An 18,345-nucleotide genomic window follows, 5' to 3' on the forward strand; every position below is an offset into this window, starting at 1 on the left:
CTCCGCAGCTTCGAGGGTTGATCTTGCTGCGTTTAAAGCAGATACTTCCGGTACTCTGAAAAGCTCTCCCGGGAACTGCGGATATTGGCCCTTTTCAAGCGTTCTGCCAGTTCGGCATCGCCAGCAGACATCGCTTGCAATATTTCCTGATGCTGCCTGAGCCCCTGGGCAGCGCGGCCAGGCACCAGCACAAGCCGCCTGATCAATACTTTCGTTCTGTCATAGAAGCTTGCCATTTGATCCGTCAGGATCGCATTGCCTGCAGCGAGCGTGGTGCGTTCCCGGAACATATTGATGCATTCCGTGTAGAAATCCAGATCGCCTCGTTGCACAGCCTGTTCGGCGGGCGTGCCGAAGCGTTCTATCAAATCGGCCCAGGAGCCGGGATCAGATCGTTCCGTTGCCAGCCGAACGGCGAGCGCTTCCAGAACCTCGCGTACCTCGAAAAGGGCAAAAATCTCGTCAGCTTCAAGACGCGTGACCACCGCTCCCCGATTCGGTATGCGCTGGATCAGGCCACGATCTTCCAACACACCGAACGCTTCGCGAATGCGTGGACGCGATACATTGAACTCGTCGGTCAGCACCGATTCTCTTAGTTTGGACCCAGGCTGAAGTTCCTGATTGACGATCCGGTTGCGAAGAATGTCCACGATCTTTTCCAGACTGGGTATCTGTTGCGGCACCGATTTGCCCGCTTTGGGCCCCCTGTTTTCAACCATATAGTGCGTTCCCTGTCCAATTGCCCGGCATAAGGAATGCGCAGGGCGTTTGATTTTATTATGTTTGCATTTAAGTATTTATTATTGTAGACAATGTGTCAGACTTTGCACAGGTATATACTGATCGTCGCGGCATCGGATTTTTATTTCAACCGGAATTGTTGTGCTTCTCAACCTGAGCAAGGGGACAATCGATGAGAAAAATTATTGTTGGCGCATTCGTCAGTCTGGACGGCGTCATGCAGGCGCCAGGGGGACCAGACGAAGATCCTGTCGATGGATTCAAATACGGCGGCTGGGTAGCGCCGTATTTTGACGAGTCGGCGGGCAGCCTGGTGGGCGAACTGTTTTCCCGCCCGTTCGATCTGTTGCTGGGCCGGAAAACCTATGATATTTTTGCTGCCTACTGGCCTTACGCCGGCCCCGAAGAGCCGCTTGGCGCGCTCTTTGACAAGGTCACCAAATACGTGGCGACACGCAACGCCAGCTTCCAGTTGAACTGGCAAAATAGCGAGTTGCTGGGTACGGATCCGGTGGCGGCACTGCGCAAACTGAAAACAGAGGAGGGCCCGGACCTGCTGACCCAGGGCTCAACCGACTTCCTGCAAACACTGCTGGCGCATGATCTGGTCGATGAAATGCAAATCATGACCTTTCCGATTATTTTAGGTAAAGGCAAGCGGTTGTTTGGAGAGGACGTGTCGCCGGCCGCGTTCACACTGCGGCGTACGCGGGCTTCGGATAGCGGTGTGGTTTTCAGCAGATATGCGCGCGCAGGTGAAGTCAAAACGGGTTCGTTTGCCGCAGAGCACCCTTCACCCGAGGAACTGCAGCGCCGGGCGCAATTGAGCTGATCGCGCGAAATCTTGGAAACACTCACGTAACTGATTTTCCAGCTCTGTTAGAGAAAAGGGCAGCCTTGCCCTTTTGTTAACGTTTTCCCTTATTGCATATGTGATACGAGTCATTGTAATTTAATAATTAATTGGTTGTTTAATTATTTATTAGATGCGCCCAAATTGGTCCGCTGTCGCCAGACATTACCGCCGGAGTGTTCAAATGAAATTCATCACGCTATCCATCAGTGGATTGTTGTTTCTCAACAGTGCGGCGTTCGCTGCACAACCGTCCGGCCCGATCAGGATCGGCGTCATTCAGCCCTTAACCGGATCGGTCGCCTATAACGGTCAGGCTTATGTCAGAGGCGCCAGGCTCGCGGTCGCGCAACGCAACGCCAGCGGGGGGATTGGCGGACGCCAGGTCGAGCTGCAGATTGAAGACGGACAATGTCAGCCTGCAAACTCGGTCAATGCGGCGGAAAAGTTGATCCAGCGAAATAAGGTGCCGGTGCTGGCGGGCGCGTTCTGCAGTTCCGCAACCGCTGCCGTCATGGCCGTAGCCGAAAAATACAAAATACCGCTTTTGTCGGGTGTGTCTTCGAAGGCAGATCTTACCGAAAAGGGGATGAAGTACTTTTTCCGCTCTGCTGAAACCGATCGTCTCATGGCCAAAACATTCAGCAAAATTCTCGCCGGGGATCTGAAGCTCAAGACGGTTGCCTACATAGGCGTCAACGACGATTGGGGGCGTGGTGGCGTCGAGGATTTCGAGAAGTATCTGAATGAACTGGGTGTCAAATCGGTCATGAAGGAATACTTTGATCACGGAACGACCGATTATTACACTCTTTTGACCAAACTGCGCGCGCTGAATCCGGACGGGGTGTTCGTTGCGGCAGAGACGCAGGACGGCTCCATTCTGGTCAAGCAGCTCAAGGAATTCGGCATCGAAACCAAAGTATTCGGCGTTGGGTCATGGGCTACATCCGATTTCATCGGACTGACGGGAGAGGCATCGGAAGGCATCTACGCGGCGGTGCCTTATGTATCCAACATGAAGGGAGACCGCAATGAGGCGTTCGTCGAGAATTATCAAAAACAATACAAGCAGTTGCCTGGCAAATATGATGCGTCTGGCTATAACTCGATGAATATATTGATGCAGGCTATCGAGCGCGCGGGCAGTGACCAGCCGGAGAAAATTCGCGACGCTTTGTATAAGACAGATTACGAAGCGCCCAATGGTCATTTTCGCTTTACTGAAAAGGGTGAAGGATACGGGTTCGACACTGTCCTGGTGCAAATTCAGGGTGGTAAGACAAATGTAATTACCCAGGCACAGACTGACAAGCCCTAGTGCTGCCAGCCAAGGAAAAGGGGACCGATATGGAATTGTTACCGCAGTATGTTGCAAATGGCTTGGTGATCGGATCGTTCTATGCGTTGTCCGCGCTGGGCCTGACACTGATCCTCGGCTTGATGCGCGTCGTCAATTTTGCCCATGGCGAGCTGTACATGATGGGTGGCGTAATGGGCTGGTGGGCGACAACACGGCTCGGCCTGGATTTTTTCTCCGGACTGTTGCTGGTTGCGGTTGTGCTGGGTCTGTTCGGCTGGCTGATTGATCGCTTTCTGATTGAACGCATTCGTGACCAGGGAGAGGAGCCAGGCATCCTGCTGACGATCGGATTGTCCATTTTTCTGGCCAATACGGCACTCTTGCTGGTCGGCACTGCGCCATTGAAAATCGTGTCTCCCCTGGCGGGCGGACCGATATTTCTCGGGCCGGTCGTGTTGACAAAGGCGCGTTTATTTGCAGTTGCAGTCAGTATTGTATTGATGATTGCTACATACCTGGTGATTCAGAGAACGCGGCTCGGTCGGGCGATGCGAGCAACATTTCAGGATCCGATGGCCGCCAAATTGGTGGGCATCAAAACCGCCAATATATATGCGGGCACCTTTGCCATGGGCACGGTCATTGCCTCCCTGGCCGGCATGCTGCTGGGTTCCATTTATTCGACGCAGGTTTCCATCGGAGGCCTGGTCAGCATGAAGGCCTTTGTCGTGGTGATTCTTGGCGGTATGGGCAGCTTTGCGGGTGCCATTGTCGGCGGCCTCCTGCTTGGCCTGGCCGAGGCGTTATGGGGCGGTTATGTCGCGACGGGCTGGGTGGATATCATCGGATTCGTTTTGGTGATTCTGACCCTATTGTTCCGTCCTTATGGCCTATTTGCAAAACGTGCGGAGAGAGCATGAACATTCAACGAAATTGTCTGGCCGGCTTCATGCTGCTGGCCGCGGTCCTGCCGTTTTTCGTCAATGACCAGTATATTTTGCATGTTGCAATCATCGTCATGTTTTACGCGGTGCTGGCGACCAGTCTGAATCTTGTCGTTGGCTATGTCGGCGAGTTTTCTTTAGGTCATACCGCGTTTTTGGGAACGGGCGCATATGCTGCCGCCCTGTTGTCCACCCAGGCGGGGTGGCCGATGTGGGCGACCGTGCCGGCTGCCGGACTGTGCGCGGCAGTCATGGGCACCTTTATTGGCGCTATTACATTGCGACTGCATGGTCCGTTCTTTGTCATCATCACGCTGTCGTTCTCGGAGGTGCTGCGTCTGATTGCCAATAATTGGGTGGCCGTGACCAAAGGACCGATGGGAATTGCCGGTGTGCCCCAGCCGGATTTACTATCGGGCATGAGCAATCTGGCAGGCAAGCACTTTTACTATGGCATTGCTTGGACTTTGCTTGCGATTGCGCTTTATCTGGCATATCGGTTCGTGAACTCGAATGCCGGACGGGCGGCTGTAGCGGTCCGTGAAAACCGGTACGTGGCGCAATCCATAGGCATTCGTCCGCTTAATTATTCCATGATGGCACTAGTGCTAGGCGCATTCCTGAGCGGCATGGCCGGCGGATTCTATGCGCATTACATTTCATTCGTCGGGCCTGAAATGTTCCGGTTTGCATTCATGGTCACCATGATCACCATGGTACTCATCGGCGGCAAAGGCACACTCATCGGTCCCCTGGTAGGTGCTCTGCTGGTTACTTTTCTTGAAGAGTATCTGCGCGAGGCGCAGGAATTGCGCTTGTCATTATTTGGCCTGATCGTCATTGCCATAGTACTCTTCCTTCCCAAAGGCATTATGGGGTTCGTAACGAGCCGCCGGGAGAAGTATGAGAAAAAAAACGGCACAACTTCCGTGAGCATGCCGGTCCCGGGGACCAAAAGGAGATCAGCATGATAAATAATGTTGTGCACGAGCAGCCGCCGGGCGGCGCGCTGCAGGTCAGCGGGCTGAGCAAATCGTTTGGCGGGATCCACGCCGTGAAGGATATTAGCTTTAGCGTGCAGCAAGGGGAAATTGTTGGATTGATTGGCCCGAACGGCGCAGGAAAAACCACGTGTTTCAACCTGATCACCGGATTTTATGCGCCCACGGCCGGCACTGTTCATTTCGACCAGCAGGACGTCACAGGTGACAAGCCTTATGGCATGGCGCGCCGCGGTATCGTGCGCAGTTTTCAGAAAACCAATATCCTGAAATCGCTGTCGGTTTTTGAAAATGTATTGACAGGGCACTATATCGAGGCACGCCAACCGGTATGGAAGACTTTTTTCCCGACGGCGCAGGTCCGACGGACAGAGGCGAGCGTGCGGGATAGCGCAGCCCGGATCATCCATACCATCGGTTTGTCCCGGCATATGAATACGCCGGCAAGCCAGCTTTCTTGCGGTGAATTGCGTTTGCTGGAGGTCGCGCTGGCACTGGCTGCCAAGCCAAGAATACTGATGCTTGATGAACCGGCTGCGGGCCTCAACAGTCATGAAGCCAGACTATTTGGCGAGGTATTGAGAAAGCTGGTAGGCGATCTGGTCGAGTCAATTCTGATCGTTGAACATAATATGGGACTGATCATGAGTGTTTCGGATCGGGTCGTCGTGATGCATTTCGGTGAAAAACTGGCTGAAGGCACACCCGCTCAAGTGCAAAAAGATCTCAAAGTGGTCGAGGCTTATTTGGGCGGCAGCGCAAAGGAAAAATCATGAATGCAATCATGTCGCCGTCAGTCATGCCGGCGCAAAGCTCGTCCGGACAACACATTGCCATGCTGGAAATTCAGGATTTGCATGTCAGCTATGGCAAGACGCAGGCGCTGCACGGGATCAATCTGACTGTGCGAAAAGGAGAGGTTGTTGCGCTTATCGGGGCAAATGGGGCGGGAAAGAGCACGACATTGCGCGCGATTTCCGGTCTGCTCAAGCCGACAGCGGGACAAATTCTTTACCAGGGAAACAATATTGCAGGCGTTGCTGCCGATCGCATTGTTGCGCAGGGGATTGCTCAATCGCCTGAAGAGCGTCACATTTGGCCCACCATGACGGTTTACGAAAATCTGACGCTGGGCGCATATCTGTGCAAGAAAAATGCGGAGGTGGAAAATCGCGTGGCCGTAGTCTATCACCGGTTTCCGCGCTTGAAGGAACGGCATCGCCAATTGGCGGGCACACTGAGCGGCGGCGAACAGCAGATGCTGGCTATAGGCCGTGCGCTGATGTCAGAGCCTTCATTGTTATTGCTTGACGAACCGAGTCTGGGGCTGAGCCCTCGCATGGCCGAAGAGGTTTTTGAGTTTGTTCGGGAAATCAATGCGCACGGCGTCACGGTTGTCCTGGTCGAGCAGAATGTTTATAACGCGCTGTCGGTATCGTCGCGTGCATATGTATATGAAACCGGGAAAGTGGTCGCGGAAAAAGAGGCTGCCGGTTTGCTGGATGATCCGGAACTGCTGAACGCTTATCTTGGGGCATAGGGACCGCCCGGGCGTGTTGTTGACGCAAACAACACAAAATTAATTAGTTGTTTATTTAATAAATTATGTATGCGTGTGCATCCATGATTGGAACAGGAGAGAAAGTAATGTCGAAATCCACAAAAGTCGGAATCGTGGGGGGCGGGATTGGCGGGGCGGCCTTGGCACGGGCATTGCAGCGACAAGGTATCGATGCCTATGTGTTTGAGCGGGCGCCGGCGTTTGGAGAAATCGGAGCAGGCGTTCAGATGACGCCCAATGCAGTGAAAGTGTTAAGAGGATTGGGTCTGGAAGCCGACCTGGAGCGTATCGGTTTTTTGCCCCAGGCCATGGTGGGAAGAAACTGGAACGATGCGCGCGAAGTGTTTCGCACGCCGCTGCAACAAATGTGTCGTGACAATTTCGGGGCAGATTTTCACCATGTGCATCGTGCCGATTTGCATGCCATTCTGTGCAAGGACATTCCGGCGGAACGGGTAAGGTTCAATACCGTTTGCACCGGCGTGACCCAAAATACCGATTCAGCGACGGTGCATTTCGAAGATGGTTCGACCTTCGAGGCAGACATTATTGTCGGCGCCGACGGTATTCATTCGGCTGTACGCGACGCGCTCTGGGGAAAAGATAAGCCCAGCTTCACTGGCCATATGTGCTGGCGCGCCCTGGTGCCGGTCCAGCAGCATCCGCTGCCTTTCGTCAGCCCCGACGCGTCATTCTGGTTTGGACCCAAGGCACACATTGTGACGTATTACGTCAAGGGCGGCGCAGCCGTCAACATCGTAGCGGTGAACGAAAGCGAAGAGTGGGTCGCCGAATCCTGGACCGAGCCCAGCAGCCGCGAGGAACTGCTGGCGGCCTACCGCGGCTGGCACCAGAACATTATTGACTTGCTTGAGCAGACTGATCCGGAACAGACATTCAAGTGGGGGTTGTTTGATCGCGATCCTATGAAGCAATGGGCCAAAGATCGCGTCACGCTCCTTGGAGATGCGGCGCACCCCATGCTGCCGTTTCTTTCGCAGGGTGCGGCCATGGCGCTTGAAGACGCCTTTGTGTTGGCTGAAATGATCGCGTATTTTCCGAATGATTACCAGTCGGCGCTGCGTTGCTACGAGGCCGAACGGCTTCCGCGTACATCCCGCGTCCAGCTCGAAGCGCGCGAGCGCGGCCGTACTTACCACTTGTCTACGCCCGAGGAACAACGGGCCAGGGACGAGGCGCTTAAAAGGCAGCAGGCGGAAAACCCCAACGCAGTTGGCATCAAGGCAGAATGGGTTTACGAGTATGACGCGACACATTGCAAAGAGAGGATCGTTGTCGACGAGGCGGTGGGATAAATAATTGCCATCGCCATAGCCGCACTGTTGCACAGGTACCCGTAGCTGGGCGTCACGGGACGTGCCAGCCTATGACAAATGCGATTTGACGTCAGCAGGAAAAAATCAGGGAACGAGCATTATGAAGAGTACATTCCAATATGGAGCCAATGTTTTCGCCAATGGTATCCGCCAGCACTATTTGCGTTTTGGTGGCCAAACCGGCGATCTGGCCACGCGCGACGCGGTCATTGTGATTCCGGGCATTACCAGTCCCGTGGAAACCTGGCGTTTCGTCGCCGAACGCCTGGGCCGTTACTTCGACACGTATGTGCTTGATGCGCGTGGCCGCGGGTTGAGCCAGGCAACGGACGATCTTGATTACAGCCTGGATGCGATGGCGAGCGATGTCATTGCGTTTGCCGCCAAGACTGGCTTGCAGACATACTCAATTGTGGGCCATTCGATGGGGGGCCGGATCGGCTTACGGGTGGCAGGCCGACGCCCTGTTGGCCTGGCTCGCCTTGTTGCGGTTGACCCTCCGGTATCGGGACCGGGCCGGCGTCCGTATCCTGCAAAGCTTGGGTGGTACGTGGACTCCATCAGACAGGCACAACGGGGCATGACCGTCGAGCAAATGCGCGAATACTGCCCGACCTGGACAGAGGAGCAGCTCAGGCTGCGTGCGCAATGGCTGCATACTTGTAATGAGCGCGCGATCACGGAAAGCTTCCATGCTTTCCAGACAGACGACATTCATGCCGATGCCGGGCAGATTGATATTCCGGTTCTGCTGATGGCCGCGGACAGAGGAGATGTCATTCGTGATTCCGATGCAGAGGAACTGCGGCAGCTCATACCTGCAATGCAATTTGTACGGGTTGCGGATGCGGGCCACATGATTCCCTGGGATAACGAGGCGGGATTCTATCGCGCCTTTGGTGATTTTCTGGGACATCCTCTGGCAGATTAATGATGTGTTTTAACAAACAGGTACAGGAGCTATTATGGCTGTTCGAGATACTGATCTGATTCAGGCATGGATCAACGTCCTGAATCTATCGAAATTAAAAAAAGGGGACGCGGTCACCGTGCTGACCAGCGACCACACCCATCCGCAGACATTGCGCTGCGCTGTCACGGCTGCGACAATGCTGGGCGCTATCGTCAGCCGTCTTGACCTGCCGCCGGTGAACGCGGAAAAATCATTGAGCCGTGATCCGCTAGCCTATCTGGGTACGACTCCGCTGACCGGCAATTTGCCGGCAATCGCAGCCTTGAAAGCCAGCGATTTGATTCTGGACCTGATGACCCTGCTTTTTTCCCCGGAGCAACACGAGATACTGCAGGCGGGCGGTAAAATCCTGCTTGCGGTCGAGCCGCCGGAAGTACTGTTGCGCCTCGAACCGACACGCGAAGATTATGTGCGCACGCAGGCGGCAGCAGCTTTGCTTAAACAGGCGAAACAAATGAGAATTACGTCAGCGTCCGGTACTGATCTGTACTGTCCATTGGGCGAATATCCCTGCGTTTCAGAGTATGGCTTTGTGGATGAGCCAGGACGCTGGGATCATTGGCCTAGCGGGTTCACCTTCACCTGGCCTAACGAGGGACAGTCCAGAGGCACCATTGTTTTGACAAAAGGCGATGTTCTGCTGCCCATGAAAACGTATGTCGGCGAGCCTATTGTGTTGACAGTGGAAAACGGCTTTGTTTCCGACATCAAGGGGGGAGTCGAAGCGGATATGTTGACGGAATATATCGAATCGTTTGCCGATCCTGAGGCTTATGCTATATCGCATATCGGCTGGGGATTGCAGAAGCGCGCCTATTGGTCCACGCTTGGCCTGTACGACCGGGAGGCAACAATCGGGATGGACGCGCGAGCTGTTAGCGGGAATTTCCTGTTCTCACTCGGACCGAACAATGAAGCCGGGGGCAGCCGGACAACCGCATGTCATATTGATGTGCCCATGCGCAGCTGCGATGTATATCTGGACGAGCTGCAGGTTGTTGCGAAAGGCAAAGTGATCGAGTCTACCCTGGTCAGACAGGAGGCGATGTCGTGAACGAGGAGGTGTATGCGAGGCAGGGATTCGGCGCGGACATGGCCGTTGCGCCGCCGTTCGGCTTGTTGATAGTCGATTTTGTAAATGGCTTTGCCGACCCCGGCATTTTTGGCGGAGGCAATATTCCCGACGCGATCGCGGCTACACAGGGACTTTTACAGGAGGCGCGGCGGCGTTGCTGGCCGGTTGCACATAGTCGGATTGTATTTGCAGACGATGATGCCGACCAGAATATTTTCAGCCGGAAAGTGCCGGGTATGCTGACACTGAAGGAGGACAGCCTCGCTAGCGCAATTGTACCTGAACTCAAACCGGCGGCAGGTGAACTGGTGATACGCAAGACCGTACCTTCCGCGTTTTTCGGAACGACACTGGCGGCCTGGCTGACTCAAAGGGGTGTGAGCACGTTGCTGGTGGCTGGATGTGTGACCAGCGGCTGTGTGCGCGCGAGTGTGGTCGACGCCATGTCGCTTGGGTTTACTCCACTGGTGGTAACCGATTGTGTTGGTGACCGGGCAAGCGGGCCGCACGAGGCCAGTCTCTTTGACATGCAACAAAAGTATGCCATGGTGATGAGCTGCGAATCCGCATTGGGTGCTTGCGCCATGGCTGGCTGACCATCGCGGGGTGCAGCAAACGGTACTGCTGTCAACGTCCGGGTGTCCTGATACTTGCCGCGCGGCAAGCGGCTCGCGATATTATTCCGCCTTCAATCCACCGACCATAAAGCGGGTGACCTGATTAATCAGCTCTTCTGTGTCGTCGACATCGTACAGGCCTTTGGGCGCCATTTCGTCCATCCTGTGACTGTCCGAAAATGCATAGAGGTAGGTGCCGATCATGAATGTCACCCGCCAGCACGCGTCCAGTTCGTTGAGTTTGGGCAGCGCCTTGCGCAATACGGCGACATATCGCTGGGTGGAGCCGCCATACGCTTCCGAGCGTAGAGAGTAGGAAATCTCAGAAGGTTCGGTGTGCAAGCGCGCCTGCAGTCTGAGAAAGGCGCGCCCCTGGAACGTTGCGCGCAAAGAGAGAACCGGTTCCAGAAAAGATCTCACAATTTCGCTGACTTTGGGTGCCGCTTGTGTTTCCAGCGCTTTCAGTGCTTCCAGGCGTTCTTGGGAAACCAACTCGCTTCTGCGTAAAAAGACCGCTTGAAAAAGACCGAATTTCGAGCCGAAATAATAACTGATCAATGCCTGCGTGACATTGGCCTGTTCGGCTATTTCTCTTAAAGGCGTGCCAGCGTATCCCTTGTCTGAGAAAATGACTTCAGCAGCGTCCAGTATCTCGTCACGTACGACGCTCGCTCCTTCGGGTCGACCGGGGCCGTTTACTTTACGAGACCGCCGCGATGGTGTTTTCTTCTGGTGCTGGGCTGGTTTTGTCATAATTGATCGATTAATTAAATATTTGCAAGTTCATCGCCGTGGCAATTTTCAACAGATTGATGATTCTATGCACCATAAAATATCATAAATTCATTGATCGTGAATACAAATGCGCTCAAAGCGTGCGAGACGCATGCCACTAGTTGCTTCGCCGATACAACGCTGTTCCCGAAATTCTGCTGGCGGTGCTGCCAAATGACGGGGCTGTCAGTGGCAGCTTCGAAAATTGCGGCTGATCCAGGCGATTGCCGGGTAGAATGATTATCACGTTTGCGATTGTTGAAACTGTACTCCGTTGTTTAGCGACATGCGGGCTAAAATGATTCGAGCGTTATTTTGATTACCGAAAAGATAAGGAAACAGGAATGGATTTGGCAATAGCAGGTAAATGGGCCCTGGTGTGTGGCGCAAGCAAGGGACTGGGTTTCGGTTGCGCCAAGGCGCTGGTCGATAACGGCGTGAATGTGGTGATCAACGCCAGACGCCCCGAAGTGCTTGATGAGGCGGCCAAACTATTGATTGACGTTGCCGGTGCAGCCGCGCAACGAGACGGATTTGCTGCAGCAAAAGTTATTGCTATTGCCTGTGATATCACCACGGTGGAGGGGCGCGAGGCTGTTTTCAGCGCTGACGGCGGACCGGGAAAAAATTTCGACATCGTGGTGACCAACGCCGGTGGCCCTCCACCCGGCGATTTTCGTGACTGGGATCGCGATGCATGGATCAAGGCAGTCGATGGCAATATGTTGACGCCTATTGAACTGATTAAAGCCACCGTTGACGGAATGGCCGGGCGTGGTTTTGGTCGCATCATCAATATTACATCCAGCGCGGTCAAGGCGCCCATCGATATTCTTGGACTGTCCAATGGCGCACGCTCCGGGCTGACCGGATTTGTAGCCGGTTTGGCGCGTTCGGGTATCGCGGCCAAAGGCGTCACTGTCAATAACATCCTGCCTGGGAAATTTGCAACTGATCGCCTGGAAGGGAATATGAAAGTGGCTGCTGAAAAATCCGGCAAAGATATGGATACGGTCAGGCAGGCGCAGCAGGCTGTGGTGCCCGCCAAACGCTTTGGACACCCTGACGAATTCGGCGCACTTTGCGCATTTCTCTGCGGTCAGCACGCCGGCTATATAACGGGCCAGAATCTGCTGATCGACGGCGGCATGTACACGGGTACTTTCTGATCCAAGAAACTGTCGGCTCCGTGCTTACCGCCTTCCTGCCTACCCAGAACGCAGAGGGGGCGGTAGCGCGGGGACAGCGTGTCCTGTTGCCGCTGGCGGCGATTTTTCAGTTTTCCTTGATAAGGTTTGTTTCATTGCTTGACCCGAAGGGCCTGGCAGCATAGTATTTATTTTGAATGAAATGGTACCGGTACCATTTCATCTGAAAAACAAAACTCCGGAATCGAAATTCAAACGACTAAGCAAAGGAGACAAACCATGATTTTGCTGCATCGGATTCAGATTCTCGCAGTCAGTTTGCTGACGGCAATTTTGTTGAACAGCGCTGCACAGGCGAAGACAGGAAACTTCCCGGATCACGCGTTAACCCTGATTTTGCCTTTTCCGGCCGGGGGAGCGGCTGACGGATTCGCACGACCGTTTGCGCAGGCACTGGGAAAACAACTCGGACAAGCCGTGGTGGTGGAAAATCTGGCGGGGGCCAATGGTGGCATTGGCTCTGCTGCGTTGCTCAATCGTCCGGCAGATGGCTATACCATGCTGATTGGTTCGCAGAGTACACTTGCCATCAATCCGAGCCTTTACGCCAATCTGGGGTACGACCCGATAGCGGATTTTCAGCCGGTCACATTGACCCACCAAATGGCCAATGTGCTTGTGGTTAACAAGCAGGCGCCATTTGAAAATGTGAAGCAACTGGTGGATGCAGCCAGGAAAAAACCGGGTGATTTGAGCTACGCATCTGCCGGCAATGGCAATACCATGCATCTGGCCGGGGAGGAATTCCAGATCGCGACCGGAACGCGATTATTGCATGTGCCATACAAGGGCGGGCCGCCTGCGTTGAACGATGTCCTGGCCGGGCGAGTTCCCATGATGTTCAATAATCTGCCTGCCATAGTGCCGATGGTCAAGGCAGGGCGATTGCGTGCGGTTGCCATAGCTGATTCGAAACGTTCTGGGTTGCTGCCCGACGTGCCGACAATGAAGGAAGCCGGCGTGGGTGATTTCACCTCTGTGGTATGGAATGGCGTGGTCGTGCGCAAAGGCACGCCGACAGATGTGCTGGAGCGGTTGCACCAGGCTATGCTCAAGGTCCTGAAGGATCCCGCCTTCAGGCAACCATTGGAAAAGCAGGGTTTCGAAGTACTTTCCTCTACGCCGGAAGAGTTCAGCGCATTGCTTGAAAAGGACACCGCGTCCATGGCGGCGCTGCTCAAGAAAATAGGCATGAAGATTGACTGAACATCGCTGCCCGAGGTGGTACTAACGCATCAATATTGCACCTGAAAGGGCTTGAGACTACCCAAGTCCGGTGTGATACCCAGGCCGGGCACTTCGGAAAGTGAAATTCTGCCTTCTTCGGGTTTCAGATAGGGCTCGGCGATCAAGTCACGTAAAGGGTTTGGATTGGAGTCCACCTCCACATATCCGGGACCGCCCACGATCGCCTTCAGGTGCATGGACGCGACCAGCCCCACGCCGGCGCCAAGCCAGTGAGGGCAAAACAGGCGCTGATGAGTCACAGCAGCGCGGCCGACGGGTACACAGCCGCTAAAACCGCCCCATTTTCCCAGATCCGGCTGGATGACACCGAACGCACCGGACTCAATGGCCAACTCGAAATTCCTGATCCCTCTGATATTTTCTCCCGCAGCCAGCGGAATGGTGCTGGCCTGCGCCAATTGCTTCCATTCGTCCAGCGATGAATCGGCAGTCAATGGCTCTTCGAGCCAGGCGAGTCCAAATGGCTGGAGAAGAGGCAACATGTCCAGCGCGTCGTCCATCGACCAGGCCTGGTTGGCATCTATCATCAGCGGTGTATCCTGCCCTATCAGGTCGCGCAACTGGTTCAGGTTGGCGATATCGCGATCCCGCCCGAAACCTACCTTGAGTTTGAAGGCACGATAGCCTTCTGCCTGCTTGATTTTCGCCAGTTCCTGCGGGTGGGTAGGGCTGATGCCGGACGCATAAACGTCGATATTCCGTGAACCACCGCATAGTTGCCATAACGGCTTTTCCGCCAGCCGGGCGGCCATGTCCCACAAGGCGATGTCGGCTCCGGCGATGGCCTGGGCCAGCGTACCGGGCTCTCCGCTCTGTATGGCCAGCACGCGCAGGCGTTGATGTAATGCCTCAAACGCCTTTGCGGGGTTGTCCCAGGTTTGTCCAAGCAGAATCGGCGCAACGCAGGACTGGAAAATCCGGGCACGATGTTCGGCACCGACGCTGGGAAAGTTGCACCAGATTTCACCCCAGCCGACCACGCCCTCGACACTCTCAATGCGGACAAGGACAGCGGGGCGGTCATACATGATGCCGAAAGAGGTTTGTACCGGCTCGGCGATGGGTGCCCGGAACACCAGGGCGTCGGCCCGGGCCAGCTTCAGCGGTTGCATTGACTGATTTGGCAGTGCTTGATGGTCTGGCGCTTTAAATGTGGCACATTCTGCAGGCGTGGCGGGCATGAGTTTCCTTTATTTCGATTGAGATAGATGAACGGCAGTCTGATTTTCAGCGTTTCTCGTTCAATATCAGGTCCGCGCCTTTTTCTCCGATCATGATCGAGGCGGCATTCGTGTTGGCTGACACCATCTCGGGCATGACCGATGCGTCAATCACCCGAAGGCGCTGCACACCCTGAACGCGCAGCGCAGGATCGACAACGGCACGCGTGTCCGATCCCATCCTGCATGTCCCCACGGCATGGAAAACGGTGCCGCCGCATTCGCGGGCAAAGTCAACGAGGTCTGCCCGTGACTTGCGTGCGCTGCCCGGCAGCACTTCCGTATCGATCAGATCTCGAAACGCGGGCTGGTGATAAATATCACGCAGCATGTCCAGGCCTGCGGCGAGCGTTTGCCGGTCAATTTCTTCACTCAGGTAACGGGTCTCGATCGTCGGCGAATCCAGGGGATCGGCGCTACGTATCCGGAGTCGGCCGCGCGAGGCGGGCCTGCACTGGGAGGCCGATGCTGTAAAGCCGGGATAGTCGTGTAATGGCGTACCCGGTTTGTCGACCGACAATGGCATCACATTGAACTGCATGTCGGATCGATCATCGGTCGCGTATTCGGTTCTTGCAAAGCCGCCCACCTGGCCTGCCCCGACGGTAAGCGGCCCGCTGTTTCTGAATGCCCATTGCAGTCCCATGCCTGCCAGCTTGAGTGGATTGCGAACGTCATTATTCAGTGATAGTTTCTTTTTAAGCCGAACAATGGTGCGAGCCTGGTAATGATCTTTCAGATTTTCCCCGACCTCCGGTGCATCGACAATGACCGGAATACCGTGCTTCTCCAGTAGGGCCTTGGGGCCGATTCCTGACAACTGTAGTATTTGCGGCGATTGCACGGCACCTGCCGACAGGATAACCTCGGTTTGGGCACGGGCTTGATGAACCGTGCCGTGCTGTAGCCATTGCACGCCGGTTGCCGTGGTGCCCTGGAACAGAATCCGGGTCAGGTGGGCTTCGGTCAGGACGGTGAGATTGCTGCGAGTTTGCGCGGGCCGCAAGAAAGCGGTGGCGGCGCTGGAGCGCCAGCCGTTTTTCATGCTTAATTGGTAAGCGCCCACGCCGAACTCGGTCACGCCGTTGAAGTCGGGATTGAACGGCAGGCCAAATTCCTGCCCGGCCGCCACCCAGGCCCGGCAATAGGGGTGATCGTTCTTCAGGTCGGAAACGCCAAGTTCGCCATGCCCGCCATGATATTCACTCTCGCCTCGTTCGTAACCCTCCGAGCGCTTGAAAATCGGCAGAACCGATTGATAGTCCCATCCGGTCGCGCCGTGTTGAGCCCAGCTATCGTAATCGCGATGCTGACCGCGAATGTACAGTAGACCATTGATCGAGCTGGATCCGCCCAGCACGCGGCCGCGCGGCCAGACAATATTTCTTCCCGCCGTGCCCTCGCATGATTCAGTGTCAAACAGACGCGAGAAGCGCGTGTCGTAAATGGTCTTGAAGTATCCCACCGGCAGGTGCAGCCAGAAATTGGTATTGGGCTTGCCCGCTTCCAGCAAAAGTACGCGGGTAGCAGGATCGGCCGACAGGCGGTTAGCCAGTACGCAACCGGCGGAGCCGGCGCCTACAATAATGTAATCGTAGGCACCTGCGTCCGATTTCGACTTTTGTTCACTCATGGCTTGATTACGTTCAGATAAAGCTTGGGATCAAAGTATTCTGATGCCGGGGTTGCATTCGGAATGCTGGCAAATTCGATGAAGAAATCGCTGACGCGCTGCAACCATTTGGTGACGGAACCGTCGGCATACAGTTTTGCCCATTCTGCCGAGGTGAACATTTTCTGGGCCGCATACTGCTCTTTGATATCGGCCAGCGGGACTTGCGGATAGTGCTTGCTCTGTATGGCCTGCAATGCCTTGTCGGTATTGGCGATCAGGTAATCATTGGCCTCGGCCCAGCCACGAATAATTTTCTCAAGCACCGCTTTATTCTTATCGTAATAATCATTGCGCGCAGCCCAGCCGCCCATGATGGCCGCTTCCGGATAGAACTTGGATGCATCCATCAGCATTTTTGCACCTGGCACTTTGTTGCGGATCGGAATGTTGAACGGTACCCAAAGGGCAATAGCGGGAACAGCCTTGGAAATAAAGGCGGTTACCGCATCCTGCATGCGCTGGTTGATAATTTTGACGTCTTTCCTGGGATCCAGGCCGTTCTTGCGCAGCGCATTGTCCAGGAAGACGTGTGCGGTGGTGCCGGTTGTGGTGGAAATTTGTTTGCCTTTCAGATCGGCAATCGAGTTGATACCCATGTCTGGGTGCACCCACAATTGGGCAGTGGCAAATTCCACGTCATTCATGAGGAATACTTTGCCTTGCCCTCGCGCCGGGAAATTGGACATGACCGCGCCGGTGCTGAGGACATCAATGCTGCCTCCGCTCATTGCCTGAAAGAGTTCCAGCCCGGTCTGGAACTGGATGAACTCCATGTCCAGGCCCTGTTTTTTCCATATCCCCATATCTTCGGCCAGCCAGATCTGGCCATCCACCGCCAGCGTATGCAAATAGCCGACTTTGACTTTGGTACTGCTCTGCGCAAACACAGGCGCTGCATGCAATGCCACTGCTGCCGTGCCTGCCGCCATCTTGATAAAAGTTCTACGTTTCATAGCAACTACCTCCTTTGGTATTTGACAGCAAGTGCGCCTATGCGACGCGTTTTTGTTTTGCCAGCGCTTCCTGTGCCGCATATTCCTGCATCACGCTATTGTGAATGCGGGCACGCAGGGTATTGAACTCCGGTGTTTCCTGCAGCGATCGATGCCGCGGATAGGGGAACGGAATATCGACGACTTCGCGAATCTGAGAAGGCCTGGCCGAAATGACGAGTACCTTGTTGGACAGATAAACAGCTTCTTCAACAGAGTGCGTAATCAGCATCACGGTTTTGCCTTCCGCATACAGTACATCCAGCAACAGATCATGCATCGCGCTACGGGTCTGCGCATCCAGCGCGCCAAAGGGCTCGTCCATGAGGACGAACTCGGGCCGGACAGCATAAGTGCGGGCCAGGGCCAGGCGCTGCCTCATTCCGCCGGAAAGCGTTTTCGGAAACGCTTTGCGAAAGTCAGTAAGCCCCATGAGGTTCAGGTAGCGATCCACAATTTCTTTTTTCTCCGCCGCGTCCAGATTTTTGCTGACCTTCAGGTTAAGTCCAAATGCAATATTCTGTTCGACGGTCAGCCACGGAAACACACCATATTCCTGGAACATGACGCCACGATCGGGCCCCGGTTGCTCAATGTGCTTGCCATCGAGCAACACCCGTCCGCGTGTAGGTTTGACAAAGCCGGCGGCCATATTCATCAGCGTGGTCTTGCCACAGCCTGAAGGCCCTACCAGTGAAATAAAATCGCCCTGATTGACCGAGAAAGACATATCCTGCACTACTTGCAGCTGGCCGGCAGGCGTGTCAAATTGCATGGAAACGTTGTCGAAAACAATTCGTTCTTGATTTGTCTGCATTGT

Annotated in this window: 18 protein-coding genes; 12 read left to right on the top strand and 6 right to left on the bottom strand. The window is 54.9% G+C overall.

The annotated features are described in order from the left end of the window. Nucleotides 1-32: 32 nt before the first annotated feature. Nucleotides 33-722 carry a GntR family transcriptional regulator gene (locus W822_RS30835; protein WP_031242358.1) on the bottom strand — a complete coding sequence of 230 codons (690 nt, stop codon included), beginning with the start codon at nt 720-722 and terminating at the stop codon, nt 33-35. A 194-nt stretch (nt 723-916) separates the two neighbouring features. Here W822_RS30835 and W822_RS30840 point away from each other — a divergent pair, with 194 nt between their 5' ends. From W822_RS30840 to W822_RS30885, 10 genes are all read left to right on the top strand, one after another. Next, entirely contained in the window at nt 917-1,576 is a 660-nt protein-coding gene (locus W822_RS30840) for a dihydrofolate reductase family protein (protein ID WP_024004443.1), read from the top strand. Nucleotides 1,577-1,781: 205 nt separating this feature from the next. Then, nucleotides 1,782-2,918, top strand: coding sequence for an ABC transporter substrate-binding protein (locus W822_RS30845; RefSeq protein WP_024004444.1), 1,137 nt, complete (start codon nt 1,782-1,784; stop codon nt 2,916-2,918). Between the two features lie 29 nt (nt 2,919-2,947). Beyond that, nucleotides 2,948-3,820 (top strand): branched-chain amino acid ABC transporter permease, encoded by an 873-nt coding sequence (locus W822_RS30850; protein ID WP_024004445.1) that lies wholly within the window; start codon nt 2,948-2,950, stop codon nt 3,818-3,820. Beyond that, nucleotides 3,817-4,815, top strand: a complete 999-nt coding sequence (locus tag W822_RS30855; protein WP_024004446.1) for a branched-chain amino acid ABC transporter permease — start codon at nt 3,817-3,819, stop codon at nt 4,813-4,815. Before W822_RS30850 ends, W822_RS30855 begins: the two co-directional genes overlap by 4 nt. After that, nucleotides 4,812-5,621 carry an ABC transporter ATP-binding protein gene (locus tag W822_RS30860; RefSeq protein WP_051401630.1) on the top strand — a complete coding sequence of 270 codons (810 nt, stop codon included), beginning with the start codon at nt 4,812-4,814 and terminating at the stop codon, nt 5,619-5,621. Before W822_RS30855 ends, W822_RS30860 begins: the two co-directional genes overlap by 4 nt. Continuing rightward, on the top strand, nt 5,618-6,385 hold the full coding sequence (locus W822_RS30865; protein ID WP_437177140.1) for an ABC transporter ATP-binding protein: 768 nt from the start codon (nt 5,618-5,620) through the stop codon (nt 6,383-6,385). Before W822_RS30860 ends, W822_RS30865 begins: the two co-directional genes overlap by 4 nt. A 107-nt stretch (nt 6,386-6,492) precedes the next feature. Next, nucleotides 6,493-7,722 (top strand): FAD-dependent monooxygenase, encoded by a 1,230-nt coding sequence (locus tag W822_RS30870; protein ID WP_024004449.1) that lies wholly within the window; start codon nt 6,493-6,495, stop codon nt 7,720-7,722. 121 nt (nt 7,723-7,843) lie between these two features. Next, nucleotides 7,844-8,674 (top strand): alpha/beta fold hydrolase, encoded by an 831-nt coding sequence (locus tag W822_RS30875; protein ID WP_024004450.1) that lies wholly within the window; start codon nt 7,844-7,846, stop codon nt 8,672-8,674. Between the two features lie 34 nt (nt 8,675-8,708). After that, nucleotides 8,709-9,770, top strand: a complete 1,062-nt coding sequence (locus tag W822_RS30880) for a 2,5-dihydroxypyridine 5,6-dioxygenase NicX family protein (protein ID WP_024004451.1) — start codon at nt 8,709-8,711, stop codon at nt 9,768-9,770. Between the two features lie 38 nt (nt 9,771-9,808). Continuing rightward, nucleotides 9,809-10,387 carry an isochorismatase family protein gene (locus W822_RS30885; protein WP_051401714.1) on the top strand — a complete coding sequence of 193 codons (579 nt, stop codon included), beginning with the start codon at nt 9,809-9,811 and terminating at the stop codon, nt 10,385-10,387. An 81-nt stretch (nt 10,388-10,468) separates the two neighbouring features. Here W822_RS30885 and W822_RS30890 read toward each other — a convergent pair whose 3' ends face one another. Continuing rightward, entirely contained in the window at nt 10,469-11,161 is a 693-nt protein-coding gene (locus tag W822_RS30890) for a TetR/AcrR family transcriptional regulator (protein WP_024004453.1), read from the bottom strand. Between the two features lie 365 nt (nt 11,162-11,526). On the opposite strand from W822_RS30890, the gene W822_RS30895 reads away from it, so the two are divergent. Then, on the top strand, nt 11,527-12,351 hold the full coding sequence (locus W822_RS30895; protein WP_024004454.1) for an SDR family oxidoreductase: 825 nt from the start codon (nt 11,527-11,529) through the stop codon (nt 12,349-12,351). A 258-nt stretch (nt 12,352-12,609) separates the two neighbouring features. Next, nucleotides 12,610-13,596 (top strand): Bug family tripartite tricarboxylate transporter substrate binding protein, encoded by a 987-nt coding sequence (locus tag W822_RS30900; protein ID WP_031242360.1) that lies wholly within the window; start codon nt 12,610-12,612, stop codon nt 13,594-13,596. 29 nt (nt 13,597-13,625) lie between these two features. Here the strand turns inward: W822_RS30900 and W822_RS30905 are convergent, their stop codons facing one another. The 4 genes from W822_RS30905 to W822_RS30920 form a co-directional block, all read right to left on the bottom strand. Beyond that, entirely contained in the window at nt 13,626-14,750 is a 1,125-nt protein-coding gene (locus tag W822_RS30905) for a mandelate racemase/muconate lactonizing enzyme family protein (RefSeq protein ID WP_024004456.1), read from the bottom strand. Between the two features lie 115 nt (nt 14,751-14,865). Beyond that, nucleotides 14,866-16,491, bottom strand: a complete 1,626-nt coding sequence (locus W822_RS30910; RefSeq protein ID WP_024004457.1) for a GMC family oxidoreductase — start codon at nt 16,489-16,491, stop codon at nt 14,866-14,868. After that, nucleotides 16,488-17,486 (bottom strand): ABC transporter substrate-binding protein, encoded by a 999-nt coding sequence (locus tag W822_RS30915; RefSeq protein ID WP_024004458.1) that lies wholly within the window; start codon nt 17,484-17,486, stop codon nt 16,488-16,490. The genes W822_RS30910 and W822_RS30915 overlap by 4 nt, the downstream gene beginning before the upstream one ends. A gap of 37 nt (nt 17,487-17,523) precedes the next feature. Beyond that, nucleotides 17,524-18,342, bottom strand: coding sequence for an ABC transporter ATP-binding protein (locus W822_RS30920; RefSeq protein ID WP_024004459.1), 819 nt, complete (start codon nt 18,340-18,342; stop codon nt 17,524-17,526). Nucleotides 18,343-18,345 lie beyond the last annotated feature (3 nt).

Source organism: Advenella kashmirensis W13003 (assembly GCF_000506985.1).
Classification (GTDB): Bacteria; Pseudomonadota; Gammaproteobacteria; order Burkholderiales; family Burkholderiaceae_B; genus Advenella; species Advenella kashmirensis_A.

Coding starts and splice junctions, on each gene's coding strand:
- W822_RS30865 (WP_437177140.1), top strand. CDS start 5,618: ATGAATGCAATCATGTCGCCGTCAGTCATGCCGGCGCAAAGCTCGTCC.
- W822_RS30895 (WP_024004454.1), top strand. CDS start 11,527: ATGGATTTGGCAATAGCAGGTAAATGGGCCCTGGTGTGTGGCGCAAGC.
- W822_RS30850 (WP_024004445.1), top strand. CDS start 2,948: ATGGAATTGTTACCGCAGTATGTTGCAAATGGCTTGGTGATCGGATCG.
- W822_RS30905 (WP_024004456.1), bottom strand. CDS start 14,750: ATGCAACCGCTGAAGCTGGCCCGGGCCGACGCCCTGGTGTTCCGGGCA.
- W822_RS30855 (WP_024004446.1), top strand. CDS start 3,817: ATGAACATTCAACGAAATTGTCTGGCCGGCTTCATGCTGCTGGCCGCG.
- W822_RS30875 (WP_024004450.1), top strand. CDS start 7,844: ATGAAGAGTACATTCCAATATGGAGCCAATGTTTTCGCCAATGGTATC.
- W822_RS30835 (WP_031242358.1), bottom strand. CDS start 722: ATGGTTGAAAACAGGGGGCCCAAAGCGGGCAAATCGGTGCCGCAACAG.
- W822_RS30885 (WP_051401714.1), top strand. CDS start 9,809: ATGGCCGTTGCGCCGCCGTTCGGCTTGTTGATAGTCGATTTTGTAAAT.
- W822_RS30915 (WP_024004458.1), bottom strand. CDS start 17,486: ATGAAACGTAGAACTTTTATCAAGATGGCGGCAGGCACGGCAGCAGTG.
- W822_RS30880 (WP_024004451.1), top strand. CDS start 8,709: ATGGCTGTTCGAGATACTGATCTGATTCAGGCATGGATCAACGTCCTG.
- W822_RS30845 (WP_024004444.1), top strand. CDS start 1,782: ATGAAATTCATCACGCTATCCATCAGTGGATTGTTGTTTCTCAACAGT.
- W822_RS30840 (WP_024004443.1), top strand. CDS start 917: ATGAGAAAAATTATTGTTGGCGCATTCGTCAGTCTGGACGGCGTCATG.
- W822_RS30920 (WP_024004459.1), bottom strand. CDS start 18,342: ATGCAGACAAATCAAGAACGAATTGTTTTCGACAACGTTTCCATGCAA.
- W822_RS30910 (WP_024004457.1), bottom strand. CDS start 16,491: ATGAGTGAACAAAAGTCGAAATCGGACGCAGGTGCCTACGATTACATT.
- W822_RS30890 (WP_024004453.1), bottom strand. CDS start 11,161: ATGACAAAACCAGCCCAGCACCAGAAGAAAACACCATCGCGGCGGTCT.
- W822_RS30900 (WP_031242360.1), top strand. CDS start 12,610: ATGATTTTGCTGCATCGGATTCAGATTCTCGCAGTCAGTTTGCTGACG.
- W822_RS30870 (WP_024004449.1), top strand. CDS start 6,493: ATGTCGAAATCCACAAAAGTCGGAATCGTGGGGGGCGGGATTGGCGGG.
- W822_RS30860 (WP_051401630.1), top strand. CDS start 4,812: ATGATAAATAATGTTGTGCACGAGCAGCCGCCGGGCGGCGCGCTGCAG.